Below are 19,063 nucleotides of genomic sequence, written 5' to 3'. Positions count from 1 at the left end.
GTAGCGTCTCCTAGAGAAACGATAATCAGTATTAAGCTTCTGGAATTTGTTTACCGACAACTTGTGATTTAAGAACGGTGATTTCACCAGTTAACTCTTTCCTGGTTGAGGCTTTGAGTAAATAGCGGTAAACAAACCAGGCAGAGTAACCAATACCGATCAACTCAAAAGTAGGAGCTACCAAGGGGATATCATTCAAAGCATCTAATATTGCCAAGAGTACTTTAACCCCAACAATTGATCCCACAATTAAACCAATTGTTACCAAGGGTTGCTTATATTGATTAAAGAAGCTTCCCAGATATTCTGGCAATGTCGCTAAAAAGCTAGAAATTTGCTCCCCGTATTTTAGCCATTCGTCTTGAGACTGCGCGGGAGGCTGAAGTTTGGTGATCGTTCCCGTTTGGTTGTTGATCTCTGCCACTGTAGTCTCTTTGGATGCGGTTTCGGTAAATTCTTGTTCTGGCATTTTCACTCCCATTAATTTGACAGTTGAGTTTTTCTAATCTGGATAATCGCAACCAAAAGGCTGTTGATTAGGTAATGCACAAGTGCATCATTACAATTGGGTAAAGGGCACAAAAGGATTTTAGTGTCCTATAACCATAATTGCCCCGTAATATCTACTGCATCAACTACAAGGTAGAAAGTCAGTAGGAGGATAGAACTCAGAAGGCAGCAGGATGTATTATAATCAACTTCCTGAGTTATATTTTTTGGAATCAACTGGAATCCTCAGGTTGTGATTATCCCATTCCATGTCATTTGCTCATAATCGTACTAAATCTAAGTACAAATCATGCAAAAATCAGTCCACCTCTCATTTATATAAGTCTAAAAGCCGATTTTATCGGATATTAAAGCTATCTTAAGCCGCGTTCGTCAATTAAGGCATTCGTATTGATATTAATACGTAATAAAAGTTTTTGTGTCTTCATATAGACTAGACTTTAGAACTATTTTATGATATATGTGCCTGGGGGTGAGGGAGTAGGGGAGTAGGGAAGCAAGGGGGAAATAACCAATGCTTAACAGAATGTCAAAGCTATTGTTTTTTCCTGATTGTATTAATTTTATAAGGAAGCAGTAAGGTAGAGTAGTAGCGTACCTAATGGCAATAACTCATTGCTATCAACTGTATATTGAGGAAAGTCGTGTGGTAAGGAGAAGACAGTCTCAGACAGGTCTTTAGTGCAAATTATTTGTTGCTGCTGAAAAAAGTGAATTCTCTTCACTGGCAGTAAGTTTACTTAGGAACATTGCTATCAAAACCACTCATACTATATAAGGTTATACTAATTATCTAGTAAGCAATGATTTGCTCTTGCTATAAAAGAAGATAATGTAAATGTTAATCACCAATTAAAGTGTTTGCACAAGCTAGACTGATTTAGTGATTTTTGTGGGAAGGCAAGGAGGTTTGAGAAATGCCAACTCAAAAGCCAACCCCTATCGACAACAGTTCAGAAAGCAAAAAAGTGTCAGCCGAAGAGCCATCGACAGACGAACTCCCGACTATAGAATTTCCCTCACGAGGGAAACTCAAAGCCAGTTCTTGGCGCATCCATCAAAAAATTGGCTATGGGTACTTTGTAGCTATCGGAATTGGCTTTTTTGGTTCACTGACTGGGTTAGTGATCGCCAGCTACTACCGGGGAAGGGAAGTCAGACAATTCAATCAAGCCTATGAACAAGGACAGCTACTGAGTAATTATAAAGATGCAGTAGTCGGGGCACAATTACATAGCTCTAACCTAGTTGCTGTGTTAGAAAATTCACAACAGCTACAAAGCAAAAAAGCTGATTTTCTGAATAATGTTGAAAAAGCCAAGCAACTAGAGTCAAAAATTGCCGGATTTATCGATAGTAAACCTAAAAGACTAGCAGCAACAAGTTCGACTTTACAGACTTTATTGCTGGATTACAAGACTAATTTAAAAGCCTACGTTGACCAAATCGAGGTCGTCTTAAAGAAAATTGACTCCCAAAAAGTGCAGCAGAAGCAAATTTCTTCTGCCCGATCGCAGTTATTGACAATTATGCGTGGTGAAACAGCCATGCGGCTAGACCAGCTTTCTCAAAGCTTGGCTAACATCCTGCAAACTGCTGAAAATCAAGAGCAAGAAAGGCAAAAAGCCGTTGAGCAGGCAAAAATAGTTGAGCGATTCATCGTAATCATCAGTATGCTGGTTTCGGTGGCGATCGCAGCCATTGTAGCTTGGCGAACCAGTCGGGCGATCGCTGAACCAGTCATCATTGTCACCCAAGTAGCTGAACAAGTTGCAAGAAAATCTAATTTCGATTTGCGAGCTCCCGTCACCACTGAAGATGAAATTGGACTGCTCGCCAAATCTCTAAATCGTCTGATTGAGCGAGTATCTGAGCGAACAAAAGAACTACAACAAGCTAAAGAATTAGCCGAAGCTGCTAACAAAGCAAAAAGCGCATTTTTAGCCAATGTCAGCCACGAATTACGCACACCATTAAATGCTGTCATTGGTTTGAGCCAACTTCTAGAAGACGATGCCACCGATCTTGGTTTATCGGCAGACTTTATCACAGATTTAGAAACAATTAATTCTGCTGGTAAGCATCTACTGCACTTGATTAACGAAATCCTCGACTGGTCAAAAATTGAAGCGGGGAAAATGACCCTCTATCCAGAGACATTCGAGATTGCGATGCTGATTAATAACATTGTCCTCACAATCAAACCAGCCATAGAAAAAAATGCCAATGTTTTAGAAGTGGATTTTGATGAGCAACTTGGCACCATGTACGCCGATCAGACCAGGATGCGGCAGGTATTGTTAAACTTACTAAGCAACGCCAGTAAATTCACTACAAACGGCAAGGTGACGCTGACAGTCAACAGAGAAAAGGATGAATTCCGACCAGAGGCTCCTTTGGGTATGATTACTTTCACCGTTACCGATACAGGGATCGGTATGTCTCACCGTCAACAGCAGCAGTTATTTCAACCTTTTACACAAGGAGATACCTCAACTACGAAAAAGTATGGAGGTACGGGACTGGGGTTAGCAATTAGCCGCGACTTTTGCCAGATGATGGGTGGTGAGATTATTGTCAAAAGTCAGCCGGGAATTGGCTCTACTTTCACCATTCGTCTACCAATGACTGTGCAGGATTGAAGGAGGGGATTGGGGATTGGGGATTGGGTATTGGGTAAAACATTTCCTCTTTTCCGTTAGCGGTAGCGGGGCGTTTAACCCGTTCTGAGTAAAGAAGTCAATCAATTTTGGATTTTAGATTTTAGATTTTAGATTGACTCATAGCAATCAAGTCATTAGCTCTGTCATTTAATTTTAGATAATAGAATTATTCTCGCGTTTAAATTCGCTTTTTCTCAGACCTGTTTAAATTTTGGATTTTGAGTCTTCAATCCAAAATCCAAAATTTAAAATTCGGTGAGATTCCTCACTCAGAACTCAAATGCCGAATTAAGTAATGATACTCACTCTCCCTGTATCCAAGTCGTAACGACCCCCGACAATTTTCAATTTGCCCGATCGCACTTGCTCAGTTAAAAGTTGCGATCGCTTCAACCGTTCAATTTGATATTGCACATTTGCAACCACAGCATTTTCAACCGCGTCACCCGGCTGACTCTTGACCTTTTCCACGGCTGGTTTAATTGCCTTAACAAAAGTACTAATATCACCGAGTAACGATTCGTTTTGGACAGCTGCGGTTACAGCCCCACAACGCTCATGACCCATCACCATCAGCAGTGGAGAACCTAACAAGACAACCGCATATTCAATACTGCCGATCGCTTCATGGGTGGCAATATTTCCGGCAATCCGAACATCAAAGATATCTCCGATGCCCTGATCAAAAACAATTTCTGCGGGTACTCGTGAATCCGCACAACTAAGAATAGTTGCAAATGGATGTTGAGCTTGAGCAACTTCCTGCAACCGCAGCGCAGTTTGATCGGGGTATTGGGGTTGATGAGCAACAAATCGTTGATTTCCCTCCATCAGCTTTTGTAAAGCCGCATCGGGACTGAGGAATTCAGGGGAGTTTGAGGGGATTTCGGCAGCTTTAGCCTGTTCAACCTGCCAGAGTAGATCGCTGGCAGTTAACATCATTCCAAACGCCCCGGTCATTCCCAACTTCAAAAAGTCACGACGTTCCATGAAATGCTTCATTGAATTTATCACTCCCTTAAATCGATGCGACACATCTAACTGAGCGAATCTCCATCACATCGGAAACGTAGCAAGTACCTCCGAACTTGTTGAGAAGTGGTTTGATATTTTCGACAACAGGCTTGAGTTGTTCTGGCATACAAAACGCGAGGATGTAAACATTATCAAGCATGGTCATGTCTAAATCTTCACTAGTTCCTCGTAATCCTTTACCAACAACATTTCTAATTACGGCATGGCTATGTACACCCGACTTGTCTAAACTATCTAAAATTTTGGCAAGCTCAAAGGAGTTGGCGATAATTTCTATCTTTTTAACTACGTGCATATTATTACCTCCAAAATAGGTTAATTCCGTAGAGATATAACGGAATTCCCACAATAATATTGAACGGAAATGTCACTGCTAGAGCGGTAGAAACATACAGGCTGGGATTTGCTTCTGGAACAGTCATCCGCATCGCCGCCGGGACAGCAATGTAAGAAGCGCTGGCACACAAAACAGCGAATAATAGCGAATTTCCCGGAGGCATACCGATGAATTTGGCGATCGCCAACCCAATGCCTGCATTCAGTATTGGAATTAGTATGGCAAATAAAATCAGGAAAACTCCGGTTTTTTGCAAGTCTTTAATTCTTCTAGCAGCGACCAGTCCCATATCCAGCAAAAAGAAGGTGAGAATGCCATAAAACAACCCTTGAGCAAAGGGTTCTAATACTAGCCAACCGTGTTGTCCTGTCAAGACACCGATCAACAGGCTACCGACTAGTAGAAAAACTGAACTATTAAGAAATGCTTCTTGCAAAACTTCCGACCAAGAAAACTCTCGCTTTTCATCGGCGGTGAATATATTCACCAAGATTAGACCAACAATGATCGCTGGAGATTCCATCAGGGCAAGAGCTGCTACCATGTAGCCATCATACTGAATCCCAAGCTCATTCAGAAAAGCCCCAGCAGTGATGAAAGTGACGGCACTGATAGAACCGTAGGTTGCTGCGATCGCCGCCGCATCGTAAGTATCCAGTTTCCACTTCAGGATAAAAAAGGTGTAAATTGGCACAAAGCAAGCCATCATCATTGCTGCCAGGAGCGTTAGAAGTACTTCCTGATTCAGTCCGCTTTTGATTAGTTCTACCCCTCCTTTAAAACCAATGGCAAACAGCAGATACAACGAAAGGAGTTTGGGCACTGGTGGGGGAATTTCTAGATCAGACTTGACAAAAACAGCAGTCATGCCTAAAAAGAAAAACAGGATTGGCGGATTCAAAAAGTTGGATACAATTAAGCTAAAATCCATATCCACCCCTCTTTATACTGGTGAAACCTGCAATTAAAGAAATTTTTCATCTTTAAAAATCTAACGGTTCAATGATGATGTATCGTGTATTGCTACCCAATGTCAATTAGCTACTTAAGGAGTGAATAGTCCTATTAGTGACAATACTCTCCGTTAGGTATTACAGCGTTTTTCAAGCAAATAAACCACGGGCTAGGGAACATTGCCGTATCCCTACGAAAATCTGTAGTTAAATTAACTGAAAATAGCTGTAAGCTCTGTTGACAACAGAACAAGTGAGAGCTTGCCCACCATGTTTTGATGTTTGATTCTCCGTCGCTGATTTTACGACACAACGCGCCGGAATAACTAGCGGCTAACTTTTCTACGTAGAAAAGTTAACGTATTGTCGGGACAATCTCTTTCCCTTTTAGTTCATCAGTACTAATTACTTGTCTTGATCGCCCTGTGACACTTTATGGTGCGGAATCTGGGTTGTAAATTCTGTCAGTAAAAGTTTCTTACTATTGAAACAAGCAATCAACCCACTCAGTACAAAAGTCAATATAAGTACTGACCAAACGAGATAGTTGCTTACAGGATGGATAAAGCAGATTTAGTTGTTGAGTGGGTAACGAATAATCTTCCAGTAATGTCTTCAACCGTCCGCTAGCTAGATGCTCTTTGATCAGGAAAGGGGGCAGTTCAGTAACACATGCACCAGCTAGAACTAACTTCAGGAGATGAAGATAATCATTGACTTGCAAACTGGGAGCAATCTGGATCGACTCATCTCCTAATGACCATTTTCTCGCATCAGTTCGGGTGTTCCAACTCGCACAAGGCATTGTGAGAAGTTGCTCTGGTTGGGAAGGTTCACCATATTTTTCGAGAAAATCTGGGCTAGCAACGAGCTGATGACGATATTCACCCAACTTCCTGGTAATTGTCTGATTATCCTTGGGTTTACCAACTCTTAAAGCCACATCAATACCATCCTCAATCAAATTGATCTTGCGTTCAGTAATAAAAATTTCGAGCTTGACTTTGCAATAGCGGACTTGAAACTCTTGTAGTAGTTCTTGCCAAGGAAGAAATGCAGGCGGCAGAGAGAGCCGTAGTGTCCCTGTCAGTTCCTGCTGCTGATTTTCAAGGATAGACAAGCCAGTTTCAAACGCCTCGAATCCGCGAGCCGCGTATTCATAAAACGTTGTACCTGCTTGAGTCATTCGTAAATGGCGTGTAGAACGTTCTAAGAGTCGAATGCCGAGGTTTTTTTCCAGTTCCGCAATCCGCCGACTTACGGTTGCCACAGGGGTATTTGTCCGTCGGGCAGCCTCCGAAAAGCTGCCATACTGAACCACTTTGACAAACAAAGCAGCCGAGTTGAAGTCCATTGTATCTTTCCATATTTGAGAAAATACTTCTCAATTTTACCCACTACCCATCAAATCTAAGAATATGTACACTGCTCAATAGGTTAAAAAACCTCAATTTAGGAAAGTATCTATGAAACAGATTCAAGAAGTTCTTCAGCAATATGAGCAGGTTTTGAATGCGTCAGATGCGAATGCGGCGCTGGAACTTTACAGCAGTGATCCGATATTCATGCCCCAGTTTGCACCTGCTCAAGTAGGACGCGATGCAGTTCTTGATACCTACAAGCAAATTTTTCAAACTATCCAACTCCAGGTCAAGTTTACGATCCATGAGGTAGAGGCAATGGGTGAATTTGCCTATGCTCGCACCTCATCATCAGGCACGGCAACTGTTTTAGCCGACAATAAAACTACGTCTGAAGGAAATAATGAGATGTTTATCTTCAAGCAGGAGAACGGCAATTGGAAAATTCATCGGTATTTGTTTGCCTCTTCACAGGCATCCAATTAACTCATCCAATTAGCCAGTAGATCACGGCGGAAATAAACATACCATTCCAAATGGCGCAAAAGCTTGGAATACAATACTTTTGACTTTTGACTTCCGCGCAGAGGTACTAGCTGTAGCAGCTTGTAAACATAAATGCTCCGGCTTACAAGCAACAAACCATTCTGTGATGGTGCTCATCCAAAAACTGGGTTTCACGCCATAGAACGAGCTAATTTAGTCTCTGATTAACGTTATGAAAGCAATTGTTTTAGAATCTCCCGGTGATCCGACAGCCCTTCAGTTACAAGAGATTACAAAACCATCTCCTCAGCCTGGATGGGTGTTAATCGAGGTCAAAGCCTTTGGTCTAAACCGTTCTGAGATGTTCACGCGTCAAGGGCACTCTCCCAGTGTTCAGCTTCCCCGAATTTTGGGAATTGAGTGCGTTGGTGTTGTCGAAGCCGCCCCTGACACCCCATTTCAGCCCGGTCAGAAGGTAGCAGCGATTATGGGAGGTATGGGACGAGCGTTTGATGGCAGCTATGCCGAATACACCTGTGTCCCGCAAGCCTGCGTATTTCCGATTAAGAGTAACCTAGATTGGTCAGTGTTAGGAGCCATTCCAGAAATGTTCCAGACAGCTTACGGTTCTCTCATGTCCGGTTTGGGCGTGCAGGCTGGGCAGACGCTATTAATTCGGGGGGGTACTTCCTCAGTTGGTATGGCCGCAACACACCTTGCCAAAGAACTGGGGCTAACCGTTGTGGCGACTACTCGCAATCCTTCTAAAGTAGAAGCCTTGCAAGCAAATGGGGTTGATCGGGTTGTAATAGATACAGGAGCGATCGCAACCTCTATCCGTCAGAATTTTCCCAAGGGGGTTGATCGCGTTTTGGAACTGGTAGGAACTTCTACCCTGCTGGATTCCCTGCAATGTGTTGCCCCTGGTGGCATTCTCTGCATGACCGGTATTTTGGGTAACGCCTGGACATTAAACGACTTTTCGCCAATGGATGATATTCCTCATACGGTAAGATTGACCGTTTACACCGGAGGTACTGAAGATTTATCTATTGAACACTTGCAACGATTTATTGATGGTGTAGAAGTAGGGCAAAACCGGGTCAATATAGACCGTCTTTTTCATCTGGACGAGATTGTTGAAGCACACGAATATATGGAGTCTAATCAAACAACAGGAAAATTAGTGGTATTAGTAAATGAGCCGAATGGCACTAAGAAACAATCTTTATTGACCAAGTTTCGTTAGGATGTTGTAACCTGGGCAATAGCGCTGCTGCGATCGCTTTTTCACATCCATGACAACAATCATCGACTTTCTCAGTCACCTTAACCCTAGTCAACGTCAAGCTGTCGTACACTACTGCGGCCCATTGCTAGTTGTTGCTGGCGCAGGTTCCGGCAAAACACGAGCGCTGACTTCTCGCATTGCGTATCTGATTCAGAAACACCGTGTTGATCCAGAACATATCCTGGCGGTTACTTTTACCAACAAAGCCGCACGGGAGATGAAAGAACGGATTCAACGGCTATTTGCTGAAGAGTTGGCAGATAAACAACACGGTAAGCAGTTGGATTTGTTGACAGAATATCAACAAATGGAATTGCGATCGCAAGTTTATAAAAGCACGATCAAATTCTTGTGGTGTAACACTTTCCACAGCTTATGTTCTCGTATTCTTCGCTCTGAGCTTGGAAAATATCAAGATGAAAAAGGGCGGCGTTGGACTAACAATTTCTCCATTTTTGACGAATCTGATGTTCAAAGTCTAATAAAAGAAATTGTTATTAAAGACTTAAATCTAGACGATAAGAAGTTTGACGCACGCTCTGTCCGCTACGCTATTAGTAACGCTAAAAACCAAGGTTTCTCACCCCAAGAATTTGAGCAAGATCAACCCAATTATCGCGGAAAGGTAATTGCTGATGTCTATAATCGTTATCAAGATAAATTAGCACAAAACAATGCTCTCGACTTTGATGACTTGATTCTAGTTACTACAAGATTATTTCAGCAAAATGAGCAAGTTTTAGATTACTGGCATCGCCAATTTCACCATATCCTCGTAGATGAATATCAGGATACCAACCGCACTCAATATCAACTGATCCACTTATTGGTTACTAATGGCGAAACCAAAAAGAGCGAATGGAAATGGGAAGATCGCTCAGTTTTCGTTGTCGGCGATGCAGATCAATCGATTTATAGCTTTCGGATGGCAGATTTCACCATCTTGATGGGATTTCAGGAAGACTTTGGTGATGGTTTGGTAGATGATGACACCCAAACGATGGTTAAGCTGGAAGAAAATTATCGTTCTTGTGAAAACATTCTGCAAGCGGCTAATGAACTGATTGAAAATAACACCCAACGGATTGATAAAATCCTGAAAGCGACGCGGGGGCCGGGTGAGCAGATTACTTGTCACAAAGCCGATGAAGAACTTGCAGAAGCGGCATTTGTAATTAATCAAATTAGCACTTTAGAAAACCAAAATCCAGAGTTGAACTGGGGTAGTTTTGCCATACTTTATCGGACAAACGCCCAATCTCGTCCTTTTGAACAATTGTTAGTAGAAAAACGAATTCCTTACATAGTTGTGGGGGGAATGAGATTTTACGATCGCAAAGAAATTAAAGATGTCGTCGCATATTTAAGAGCGATCGCTAACCCATCTGATACAGTCAGTTTATTACGAGTTATCAATACTCCTCGGCGAGGAGTTGGTAAAACTACTATTGATGCTTTGGTGAATGCCTCCCAACAATTAGGGACAACCCTGTGGGAAATACTCAGCGACGAAACATCAGTTAATACATTAGCTGGACGGGCGACAAAAGCTGTAAATAGTTTTGCCGCAATGATTAGCCGTTGGCAAGGGCAAATCGGTACGCTTCCCGTGACTGAGGTTTTGCAAGGAATACTAGAAGATTCTGGTTACGTTCAAGACTTGATGAGTCAAGGCACAGATGAAGCCACAGATCGGGTACAAAACGTCCAGGAACTTTATAACGCCGCACTACAATTTCAAGAAGAAAACGAAGAAGTTTCCCTCCAAGACTTTCTGAGTAGTGCCGCTCTCAGTTCCGATTTGGATAACTTAAAAGAAGGACAGACAGCCGTTTCTTTGATGACTTTGCACGCTTCCAAAGGTTTGGAATTTCCCGTAGTATTTTTAGTGGGATTAGAACAAGGGCTATTTCCCGGCTACCGATCGCTGAGTGATCCCGCATCTTTGGAAGAAGAACGCCGCCTGTGTTATGTAGGAATTACTCGCGCCCAAGAAAGGTTATTTTTATCACACGCGCGGGAACGTCGTTTGTATGGTTCTCGTGAACCTGCGATGCGATCGCAATTTCTCGACGAATTGCCAGAAGAATTATTAAATACGAAACGCGCGAGTCGTCAAACTTATACCAAAAGTGCTTCTAATCCTAGTGCGAAACAAGATACAACGCAGAGTTGGCAAGTAGGCGATCGGGTATTACATAAAACTTTTGGGCTTGGTGAAATCACCCATGTTTTCGGAACAGGTAATAAAATGTCTGTGGCAATTAAATTTGCCAGTTTGGGACAAAAAATTGTTGACCCAAGAGTAGCGCAGTTGCAACGAGTAGAGTGATACCAATACGGTTCGGTTAAGAATATTTGTAGCGGACATCCCTTTGTTTGTGGAGATTTATGAAAGCGATGCCTACGGCGGGCTACGCCTACGCACCTTTGTACTTAGATCGCGGTACGACAAAGTTTGAAGTACCTCAACACGCCTTCGGAGTACCTCAAAACGATTTTGCAGTACTTCAACACGACTTCGGAGTACTTCAACACGACTTCGGAGTACTTCAACACGACTTCGGAGTACCTCAACACGATTTTGGAGTACCTCAACACGATTTTGGAGTACCTCAACACGATTTTCAAGTACTTCAAAACGATTTTTAAGTACTTCAACACGATTTTGGAGTACCTCAACATGACTTCGAGGTATCTGTTGCTTATACAGTCACAAATCCCCGATTGTTCAAAGAAGTCGGGGATCTTGTTTTTCATATTTCAATTTCTTCAAAGTGTTCAACAGTGGGAAATGGATCATAAAAATGATGCAGAAGTTTTTTCCACTCTTGATACTCAACAGAACTTCTAAATCCGACAGTATGAGATTCTAAAGTTTCCCATTTTACAAGTAATAAGTATTTACCTTTGACTTCTATACATTTATTTATGTAATTCATGGGATAAATATCCGTCCATTGAGGAAATAATTTTAGAAGCTTTTTTAAAAGCAGCTTCAAAATCTGATTCTAGAGCAGGTTTAACATGAAGCATCACAGCCTCAAGAATCATAAACTTTTGCGGTGAGAATTAAGTTAATATTATTTAGTATAAAGTGAATGCGATATCTACGACGGGCTACGCCTACACTCACACTTTAGAGACTTCCAGTTAAAAAAACATCCCATTTCCGGGGCACAAGGCTTTCATTGGTGTCAACTTAACGTGAAAGCCAATAACCTAATATTCTCTCGTTCACAGCCTCAGGCTGGGAATGCCCATCGTGAGGCTCCGCCTCCTTTATTAATATTAGCGGCAGAGCCGCTTTTAATGCATTTCCAGGTTATACCTGGAAACGAGAGAAAACTCTCGTTTTTTGGCTTAAATTGACACCAATAAAGACCTTGTGCCCTACAAATGTACAAATAATTTTGGATAATTTATAACACAATACGCTTGGGTTAAAGCCAAAAACCAAAACCAGCGTAGGTTGGGTTTCACTTCCCTACGGGACGCTGTTCGCGAACGTTCAACCCAACCTACAACTATCCTTAACCCAAGCGTATTGATTTATAACATCCTCTTAATCTTGAAGATATCTAATAAATTGATTAAGTAAATAATCGTTGCCAAGTTAATTCTTTTGTAGTCTCATCCCCATGCCAGCGTAATAAATTAGCGGGTTGACTCTTGGCAATTCCTGGTAAACCAATCGCTTGTCTAGGTGCATTAGTAGCTAAAGCGATCGCACTTTCTCCGTCACAAATTCCCCATTTCACCAAATTCTGCACTCCCACCAACAAGGGTAAAGTCGTTCCCGATAAAGTGCCATCCGCCAGTTGTGCCGTACCGTTTTTAACTTCAATTTGCCGACTATCCCAAGGATACACGCCATCGGGTAGCCCCAAAGGTGCAAGGGCATCGCTGACAAGGAACAGCCCTTTTTCTTGATAGCTAGCGCGAAGTAAAATTTGCAGCATCGTGGGCGAAACGTGTTTACCATCAGCAATAAAACCACACATCACATCAGGATGAGTAATTGCTGCCCCTAATAATCCTGGTTCGCGATGATGTAATACTGGCATGGCGTTGAAAGCATGAGTTACCATCGTTGCACCCTCCTCAAAGGCACGTTGCGCTTGGGCTGCTGTTGCTTGAGAATGCCCTAAACTGACAGTAATCCCCAGAGAACGCAAATATGGAATTACTTCACCAGTTAAATCTAACTCCGGTGCTAAGGTGATGACTTTTACGAGCGTTGTATAATTACCCAAAACCCGCTTTACCTGATCAATTGTTAAGGGTAACAGGTACTCTGCTGGGTGTGCGCCGCGCTTTTGGAAATTCAAAAATGGGCCTTCTAGATGTACTCCCAGAATCTTGGCACCTACTTGTTGACTGGAGAGAACCTCAGCAATAATAGTAAGCGATCGCTGAATGTTTTCTACCGAAGTTGTCACAAGTGTCGGTAAAAATCCATCTACTCCGGCATCCCACAAAAATTGTGAGATTTTCACCAGCAAGTGAGCATTAACAGCCGTCAATTCGGGAAATGCCAAACCCAACGCACCGTTAATTTGCAAATCAACGCCACCCAATGAAATCCAGTCACCTGCTACATCTAGTAGGGTAGCACGGCTGTGTACTACTCCTGTACCCATTGGCAAGATTTGCTCAATTATGCCCTCTTGATTAACCAAGAGCATCTGCAAATCTTTGTAACCAGGCACTCTAGCATTGATAATATCTACAGGATTTTGTGTTGCTTGGGTCATCACACTGGCTAGGGAATAATTAAACCTGACCCGATTTTAGATGGAACAATCGGCAATTAATCCAAAATCCAAAATCCAAAATCCAAAATCCAAAATTATATGACTCCCCTAGTCGGTATTATCATGGGCAGCGATTCTGATTTGCCCACCATGAAAGATGCGATCGCAGTTTGTGAAGAATTTGGCGTTGAGAGCGAAGTGGCGATCGTTTCTGCTCATCGTACCCCAGAACGCATGGTGCAATATGCGAAACTTGCACACCAACGCGGTATTAAGGTGATTATTGCTGGTGCGGGTGGTGCTGCCCATCTGCCTGGAATGGTAGCGTCTTTAACTCCACTTCCTGTCATCGGTGTTCCTGTACCCACCCGGAACTTACAAGGTGTTGATTCTTTATATTCTATTTTACAGATGCCTGCGGGTATTCCTGTGGCAACAGTGGCGATCGGTAATGCCAAAAATGCCGGACTTTTAGCAGTACAAATCTTGGCAACTCAGCAACCAGAATTGCTAGAAAGAGTGCAGCAATATCGCCAAACCCTATGTGAATCAGTAATTGCAAAGCAAGCAAAACTAGAACAACTAGGCTATGAGCAATATTTACAGCAAATGTTTTAATAAATATTAACAGCAGAGCAGGGGAGCAGCAAGTCTTTCCCCTCTGCCCAATGCCCAATACCCAATGACCAATGACAAATGACAAATGACAAATGACTAACCAAACTATTCGCGTAATTGCCCGTATTATTGCTTTGCCTAACAAAGTAGAAGAACTAAAAGCTGTACTGTTGGAACTCATTGAGCCTACTCGTCAGGAAGCAGGTGCGATCAAGTATGAACTTTTGCAAAACCAGTCCGATCTAACAGACTTTACTTTTATAGAGGAGTGGACATCTGATGAAGCCCTGAATACTCATCTAGATTCACCCCATTTCCAAGCAGTAGCAGCCAAACTTGAAGGTTTAGTGACTACTGCACCAGATGCCCGCCGTTACCATCTTTTGGCATAGTGTCATGTTGCTAACTTGAAGCAGACTCTTTATTATTGGGGATCATTTGGAATATCTCAGCTTTAAATTCCCAGATTGAAGCGATCGCTCCAGAATCAATGCAGCATTCTGAAGTATCTTGATGCTGAGGCCTTAGTCAAAAATTGAGAGCTACAACATCGATGTGCCAATTGCTCGGAATGAACTGCAATGTTCCAACGGATATTTGCTTTTCTTTTGAAGGGTTTTCTGCACGGGGAGGAAAAACGGATGATCATAGCGATGGTTGGGGTATTGCTTTCTTTGAAGGAAAGGGATGTCGGATGTTTTTAGATGCTCAACCTTCTGTTGCTTCTCCGGTAGCGGAGTTTGTGCGGAGTTATCCCATCCACTCAACCCATGTCATAGCCCATATCCGTAAAGCCACTCAGGGTGAAGTTGCTCTACACAACTGCCATCCTTTCCGCAGAGAATTGTGGGGTCAGTATTGGGTGTTTGCCCACAACGGTAATTTGCCAGATTTTGATCCGGAAAATTTAGGCTTTTATCAAGCCGTAGGTGATACCGATAGTGAAAAAGCATTCTGCATGATGCTAGAAACATTGCGATCGCGCTTTCCTGAAGGTAAGCCTGACATCAAGGAATTGTACCCTGTACTCAAAAAAATTACTGAGGTAATTGCAGAAACAGGTATCTTTAACTATTTATTATCAGATGGAGAACACTTTTTTGCTTATTGCACAACTAAACTCAGCTACATTGTCCGCCAAGCGCCCTTTGCAGCTGCCCATTTAATTGATCAAGACATGACTGTAGATTTTCGGGAAGTGACTACTGAACGCGATCGCGTCGCTGTCATTGCTACCACTCCCCTGACTGACAACGAAGTTTGGACACAAATCCAACCAGGAGAATTACTAGTTTTTCAGGACGGATTACCTCTGAAATATGCATTCAGTTAAGAATAACTCCTTGCTCGATTTTTCCCATTTAGATAATTTCTAGATGGGTTTTGTTTTTCATACTTTTCATATTGAGTAATTTACACCTATTTTCACCTAAATAGATTCGCTATTTAGGGACACAGTAATACTTATTACGTGTCAACTTCAGGTAAAAACTAGTAAGCAAAAAAAGCTTTGATGATATTGCCTCGTTCCTAATCTCTGACTAGGAATGCCCTCTGTAAGGCTCTGCTTTACTTCCTCGCCGCAGAGCCGTAAAGACAAGCATTTCCTTCTTAGACCTAGAAACGAGGTTTTAAAAGGGTTTCACTTCAGCGATCGCTAGAATAGACTGTCCCCAAAAATTAGCTATTCCCTAGCACTTTGCTTGATACACGAGGTAGCTGATTGCGATGAAAACTTGAGAGTTGAAAATAAAAGCATTGTAATTCCTCACAAAACTGGTAGAATCACCATATTCTTGATAAAGAATGTGAGGTTTTTTGGTGTTTACAACTAGATACATGGAAGCATCCAGTATGATAAACAGGATATAACTGTATTCCTATCAATTATCTGTACATTTAATGGAGGAAATAGAATGAGTTTGTGGCAACGCCCACTGAAAAGGTTACAAGCGATGTCTTACGACAAGCTGCTTCTCTGCGAGACGCTCCGCGAACGCATCTACGCTGAACATAGAACATATCGGTTCAGACTGAATTCGCTCAAAAGCTTTGTATCGCTCTTTTTAGTAGGTACCGTATTGAGTGTGGCGCTTGCCGCCTGCTCTGGTGGAACTGGGAGTAATTCTTCCACGGCACCTCCTACTGCTAGTCCTGTTGCTGCAAGCAAGGATAATGTTGAATTAACTCTCGTTTCTTTTGCTGTCACCAAAGCGGCTCACGAAGCCATCATTCCTAAGTTTGTACAACAATGGAAGAAAGATCATAATCAAACTGTCGTCTTCAAGCAAAGCTATGGCGGTTCTGGCTCTCAAACTCGCGCCGTTATCGATGGTTTGGAAGCAGATGTTGTTCACTTGGCACTAGCTGGAGATACCTCAAAGATTGAGAAAGCTGGATTGATTCAGCCAGGATGGGAGAAGGAAGTTCCTAATAATGGTATTGTCTCCAAATCAGTTGCAGCATTAGTCATCCGTTCCGGCAATCCTAAAGGCATCAAGAACTGGGAAGATTTAGCCAAAGACGGTGTAAAGTTGATTACTGCTAACCCCAAAACTTCCGGCGGTGCTAAGTGGAATTTCTTAGGACTATGGAATTCTGTGATTAAAACAGGTGGCGATGAGGCCAAAGCTACTGAATTTGTGACTAAAGTTTACAAAAATGTGCCAATCTTGCCTAAAGATGCGCGGGAAGCGACTGATACATTTGCCAAGCAAGGGCAGGGAGATGTCTTAATAAACTACGAAAACGAAGTTATTTTGGCACAGCAAAAGGGCGAGAAAGTTGAGTATGTCGTTCCCGATGTGAATATATCCATCGACAACCCGATCGCTGTGGTAGATAAGAACGTCGATAAGCACGGAACCCGCGAAGTTGCTGAAGGTTTTGTGAAATACCTCTATAGCCCAGAAGCACAGCAAGAGTTTGTCAAATTGGGATTCAGACCAGTAGATGAGACTTTAGCTCAAAGTAAGGAAGTCACAGACAAATTTCCCAAGGTGAAAACTCTCGGTACAGTTGCAGACTTCGGTGGTTGGGGAGCAATCGATCAGAAGTTCTTTGCAGATGGGGGCGTGTTTGATAAGATTCAGGCGCAAACTAAACGGGAATTAAATAATTCGTAATTCGTAATTCGTAATTATGACCCCACAACTTTATTTTATCCAGAATTAAAATTAGTTGGTCTATCCTTTAATTACGTTAGCGACGCAGAAAGCGAGTCCGCGTTCGCTTTTAGCGTCTCGTAGAGAGCGTCATTAGCAATTACGAATACTGGGAAAAAGCTTCTTGTGAATTTTAGATTTTGAATTTTTGACTATGACGACTGTATCTCCTCCTGTGCAAGTTGAACGCAAAACACCATTCTGGAAGAAATTGGGGCGGGTTCCCTGGACTTGGCGAATCACTATAGGATACCTGACAGTGATGTTGTTTATCCCGATCGCTGCCATGTTCTTGAAAGCAAGTACGGAAACTCCAGCGAAATTTTGGGCGATCGCAACCAGTGATATCGCATTAGCAACATACAACGTAACTTTTTTTACAGCAATATTTGCTGCCTTACTCAATGGCGTATTTGGTACTTTGATTGCTTGGGTTTTGGTACGCTACGACTTTCCCTTAAAACGCTTGATTGATGCCACAGTCGATTTACCATTTGCACTACCAACATCGGTAGCAGGGCTAACCCTGGCAACAGTTTACAGCGATAATGGCTGGATAGGTTCGCTACTAGCACCACTGGGAATTAAGGTGGCTTTTACCCGCACGGGAGTAGCGGTGGCTATGATATTTATCTCACTACCTTTTATCGTCAGAACTGTACAACCCGTGCTTCAGGAAATGGAACGTGAAATTGAAGAAGCCGCCTGGTGTCTAGGTGCTTCTCAATGGCAGACCTTCTGGAAAGTAATTTTGCCACCTTTATTTCCGACAATTTTAACTGGTGTTGCTTTGGGTTTCTCGCGTGCAGTTGGGGAATATGGTTCGACTGTGATTATCTCTTCCAATACGCCCTATAAAGATTTGATCGCACCTGTGCTGATTTTCCAACGATTAGAGCAATATGACTATTCTGGTGCAACAGTAATTGGCATAGTTTTACTATTAATTTCATTGGTAATGCTATTGGCAATTAATTTCTTACAAGCATGGGCAAGGCGATATGACAGTAGATAAGCCAAGTTTTCACTCATCTGCATCTGTATCAGATACAGCCAAACCTAAAGAGCAGAAGAGTTGGGTACCAATAGTTTTAATTGGGATAGCGATCGCTTATTTAGCTCTGGTTCAATACATCCCGGCAATCAACGTTTTTGTCCAAGCCTTCAGCAAAGGATTTGGGCCATTTCTGTCCAACCTGACGCGGCCAGCTTTTCTCCATGCAGCTTGGCTGACACTGTTGCTGGCTTTGATTTCTCTGCCTATAAATACAGTATTTGGGTTATGTGCAGCTTGGGCGATCGCTCGCCATAAGTTCCCTGGACGCGCCGTAGTTTTGAGTATTATTGACCTGCCCTTTTCGATTTCGCCCGTAGTCGCAGGATTGATGATTGTACTGCTCTATGGACGCAATGGGTGGTTTGGCCCTTGGCTCCAGGCCCATGATATCAAGATTGTCTTTGCCTTTCCAGGTATGGTGCTGGCTACAGCCTTCGTAAGTATGCCCTTTGTGGCGCGAGAAGTGATTCCTGTTTTAGAAGAATTTGGCAAGGAGCAAGAAGAAGCTGCGAGAACTCTAGGTGCGAAAGATTGGCAGATATTTTGGCGCGTCACCCTACCCAGTATCCGTTGGGGCTTACTCTACGGTTTAATTTTGACCAATGCCAGAGCAATGGGTGAATTCGGGGCGGTTTCGGTGGTATCTGGCAATATTGCTGACCAAACCCAGAGCCTACCACTGTTTGTAGAAGATGCTTACAAACAATACGAAACCGAAGCGGCTTTCTCTGCGGCTGTACTGTTGGCATTGCTAGCAGTAGTAACCTTGGTGCTGAAGGAGCTTTTAGAACGGAAAACCCGCATTAAAGATGTTGAATAGAATCCCCGGAA

General features: G+C 42.7%; 17 protein-coding genes and 1 pseudogene. 11 read left to right on the top strand and 7 right to left on the bottom strand.

Going from position 1 to position 19,063, the window contains the following annotated elements; genetic code table 11:
- Positions 1-31 precede the first annotated feature (31 nt).
- Positions 32-469 (bottom strand): CAAD domain-containing protein, encoded by a 438-nt coding sequence (locus V7K30_RS07595; protein WP_334998499.1) that lies wholly within the window; start codon positions 467-469, stop codon positions 32-34.
- 958 nt (positions 470-1,427) lie between these two features.
- On the opposite strand from V7K30_RS07595, the gene V7K30_RS07590 reads away from it, so the two are divergent.
- Positions 1,428-3,152 (top strand): sensor histidine kinase, encoded by a 1,725-nt coding sequence (locus tag V7K30_RS07590; protein WP_334998498.1) that lies wholly within the window; start codon positions 1,428-1,430, stop codon positions 3,150-3,152.
- Between the two features lie 309 nt (positions 3,153-3,461).
- Here V7K30_RS07590 and V7K30_RS07585 read toward each other — a convergent pair whose 3' ends face one another.
- The 4 genes from V7K30_RS07585 to V7K30_RS07570 form a co-directional block, all read right to left on the bottom strand.
- Positions 3,462-4,163: a carbonic anhydrase gene (locus tag V7K30_RS07585; RefSeq protein ID WP_334998517.1), complete on the bottom strand. Its 702-nt coding sequence runs from the start codon at positions 4,161-4,163 to the stop codon at positions 3,462-3,464.
- A gap of 28 nt (positions 4,164-4,191) precedes the next feature.
- Positions 4,192-4,503 (bottom strand): P-II family nitrogen regulator, encoded by a 312-nt coding sequence (locus V7K30_RS07580; RefSeq protein WP_292796649.1) that lies wholly within the window; start codon positions 4,501-4,503, stop codon positions 4,192-4,194.
- Between the two features lie 4 nt (positions 4,504-4,507).
- Positions 4,508-5,476 carry a sodium-dependent bicarbonate transport family permease gene (locus V7K30_RS07575; RefSeq protein ID WP_334998497.1) on the bottom strand — a complete coding sequence of 323 codons (969 nt, stop codon included), beginning with the start codon at positions 5,474-5,476 and terminating at the stop codon, positions 4,508-4,510.
- Positions 5,477-5,979: 503 nt separating this feature from the next.
- The gene (locus tag V7K30_RS07570; protein ID WP_334998496.1) at positions 5,980-6,852 is read right to left on the bottom strand and encodes a LysR family transcriptional regulator; all 873 of its coding nucleotides are present in this window, start codon (positions 6,850-6,852) and stop codon (positions 5,980-5,982) included.
- A 112-nt stretch (positions 6,853-6,964) separates the two neighbouring features.
- On the opposite strand from V7K30_RS07570, the gene V7K30_RS07565 reads away from it, so the two are divergent.
- The 4 genes from V7K30_RS07565 (at position 6,965) to V7K30_RS07550 (ending at position 11,288) form a co-directional block, all read left to right on the top strand.
- Entirely contained in the window at positions 6,965-7,345 is a 381-nt protein-coding gene (locus V7K30_RS07565) for a YybH family protein (protein WP_334791213.1), read from the top strand.
- A gap of 232 nt (positions 7,346-7,577) precedes the next feature.
- Positions 7,578-8,594, top strand: coding sequence for a zinc-binding alcohol dehydrogenase family protein (locus tag V7K30_RS07560; RefSeq protein WP_334998495.1), 1,017 nt, complete (start codon positions 7,578-7,580; stop codon positions 8,592-8,594).
- A gap of 49 nt (positions 8,595-8,643) precedes the next feature.
- The gene (pcrA, locus tag V7K30_RS07555; RefSeq protein WP_334998494.1) at positions 8,644-10,968 is read left to right on the top strand and encodes a DNA helicase PcrA; all 2,325 of its coding nucleotides are present in this window, start codon (positions 8,644-8,646) and stop codon (positions 10,966-10,968) included.
- A 59-nt stretch (positions 10,969-11,027) separates the two neighbouring features.
- Positions 11,028-11,288 carry a hypothetical protein gene (locus tag V7K30_RS07550; protein WP_334998493.1) on the top strand — a complete coding sequence of 87 codons (261 nt, stop codon included), beginning with the start codon at positions 11,028-11,030 and terminating at the stop codon, positions 11,286-11,288.
- A gap of 104 nt (positions 11,289-11,392) precedes the next feature.
- Here V7K30_RS07550 and V7K30_RS07545 read toward each other — a convergent pair.
- Positions 11,393-11,690 (bottom strand): annotated as a pseudogene (locus V7K30_RS07545) (antibiotic biosynthesis monooxygenase family protein).
- Positions 11,691-12,229: 539 nt separating this feature from the next.
- Positions 12,230-13,393, bottom strand: a complete 1,164-nt coding sequence (gene nagA, locus V7K30_RS07540; RefSeq protein ID WP_334998492.1) for an N-acetylglucosamine-6-phosphate deacetylase — start codon at positions 13,391-13,393, stop codon at positions 12,230-12,232.
- Positions 13,394-13,492: 99 nt separating this feature from the next.
- Between nagA and purE the strand changes: the two genes are divergently transcribed.
- The 6 genes from purE to cysW all read left to right on the top strand — a co-directional run bounded on the left by purE (position 13,493) and on the right by cysW (position 19,052).
- On the top strand, positions 13,493-14,011 hold the full coding sequence (gene purE / locus V7K30_RS07535; RefSeq protein ID WP_334998491.1) for a 5-(carboxyamino)imidazole ribonucleotide mutase: 519 nt from the start codon (positions 13,493-13,495) through the stop codon (positions 14,009-14,011).
- A 92-nt stretch (positions 14,012-14,103) separates the two neighbouring features.
- Positions 14,104-14,403, top strand: a complete 300-nt coding sequence (locus V7K30_RS07530; protein WP_334998490.1) for a putative quinol monooxygenase — start codon at positions 14,104-14,106, stop codon at positions 14,401-14,403.
- A gap of 161 nt (positions 14,404-14,564) precedes the next feature.
- A complete protein-coding gene (locus V7K30_RS07525; RefSeq protein WP_334998489.1) occupies positions 14,565-15,344 on the top strand; it encodes a class II glutamine amidotransferase in 780 nt (259 codons plus the stop codon).
- A gap of 583 nt (positions 15,345-15,927) precedes the next feature.
- Complete coding sequence (locus V7K30_RS07520) at positions 15,928-17,136, top strand: sulfate ABC transporter substrate-binding protein (RefSeq protein WP_334998488.1); 1,209 nt, start codon at positions 15,928-15,930, stop codon at positions 17,134-17,136.
- A 193-nt stretch (positions 17,137-17,329) separates the two neighbouring features.
- Positions 17,330-18,190 (top strand): sulfate ABC transporter permease subunit CysT, encoded by an 861-nt coding sequence (cysT, locus tag V7K30_RS07515; protein WP_334998487.1) that lies wholly within the window; start codon positions 17,330-17,332, stop codon positions 18,188-18,190.
- Entirely contained in the window at positions 18,177-19,052 is an 876-nt protein-coding gene (gene cysW / locus V7K30_RS07510; protein ID WP_334998486.1) for a sulfate ABC transporter permease subunit CysW, read from the top strand. The genes cysT and cysW overlap by 14 nt, the downstream gene beginning before the upstream one ends.
- Positions 19,053-19,063 lie beyond the last annotated feature (11 nt).

Source organism: Nostoc sp., from assembly GCF_036917655.1.
GTDB lineage: Bacteria > Cyanobacteriota > Cyanobacteriia > Cyanobacteriales > Nostocaceae > Nostoc.
Note: the sequence above shows the minus strand (reverse complement) of the source record. Positions and strands in the feature narration are given on the sequence as shown.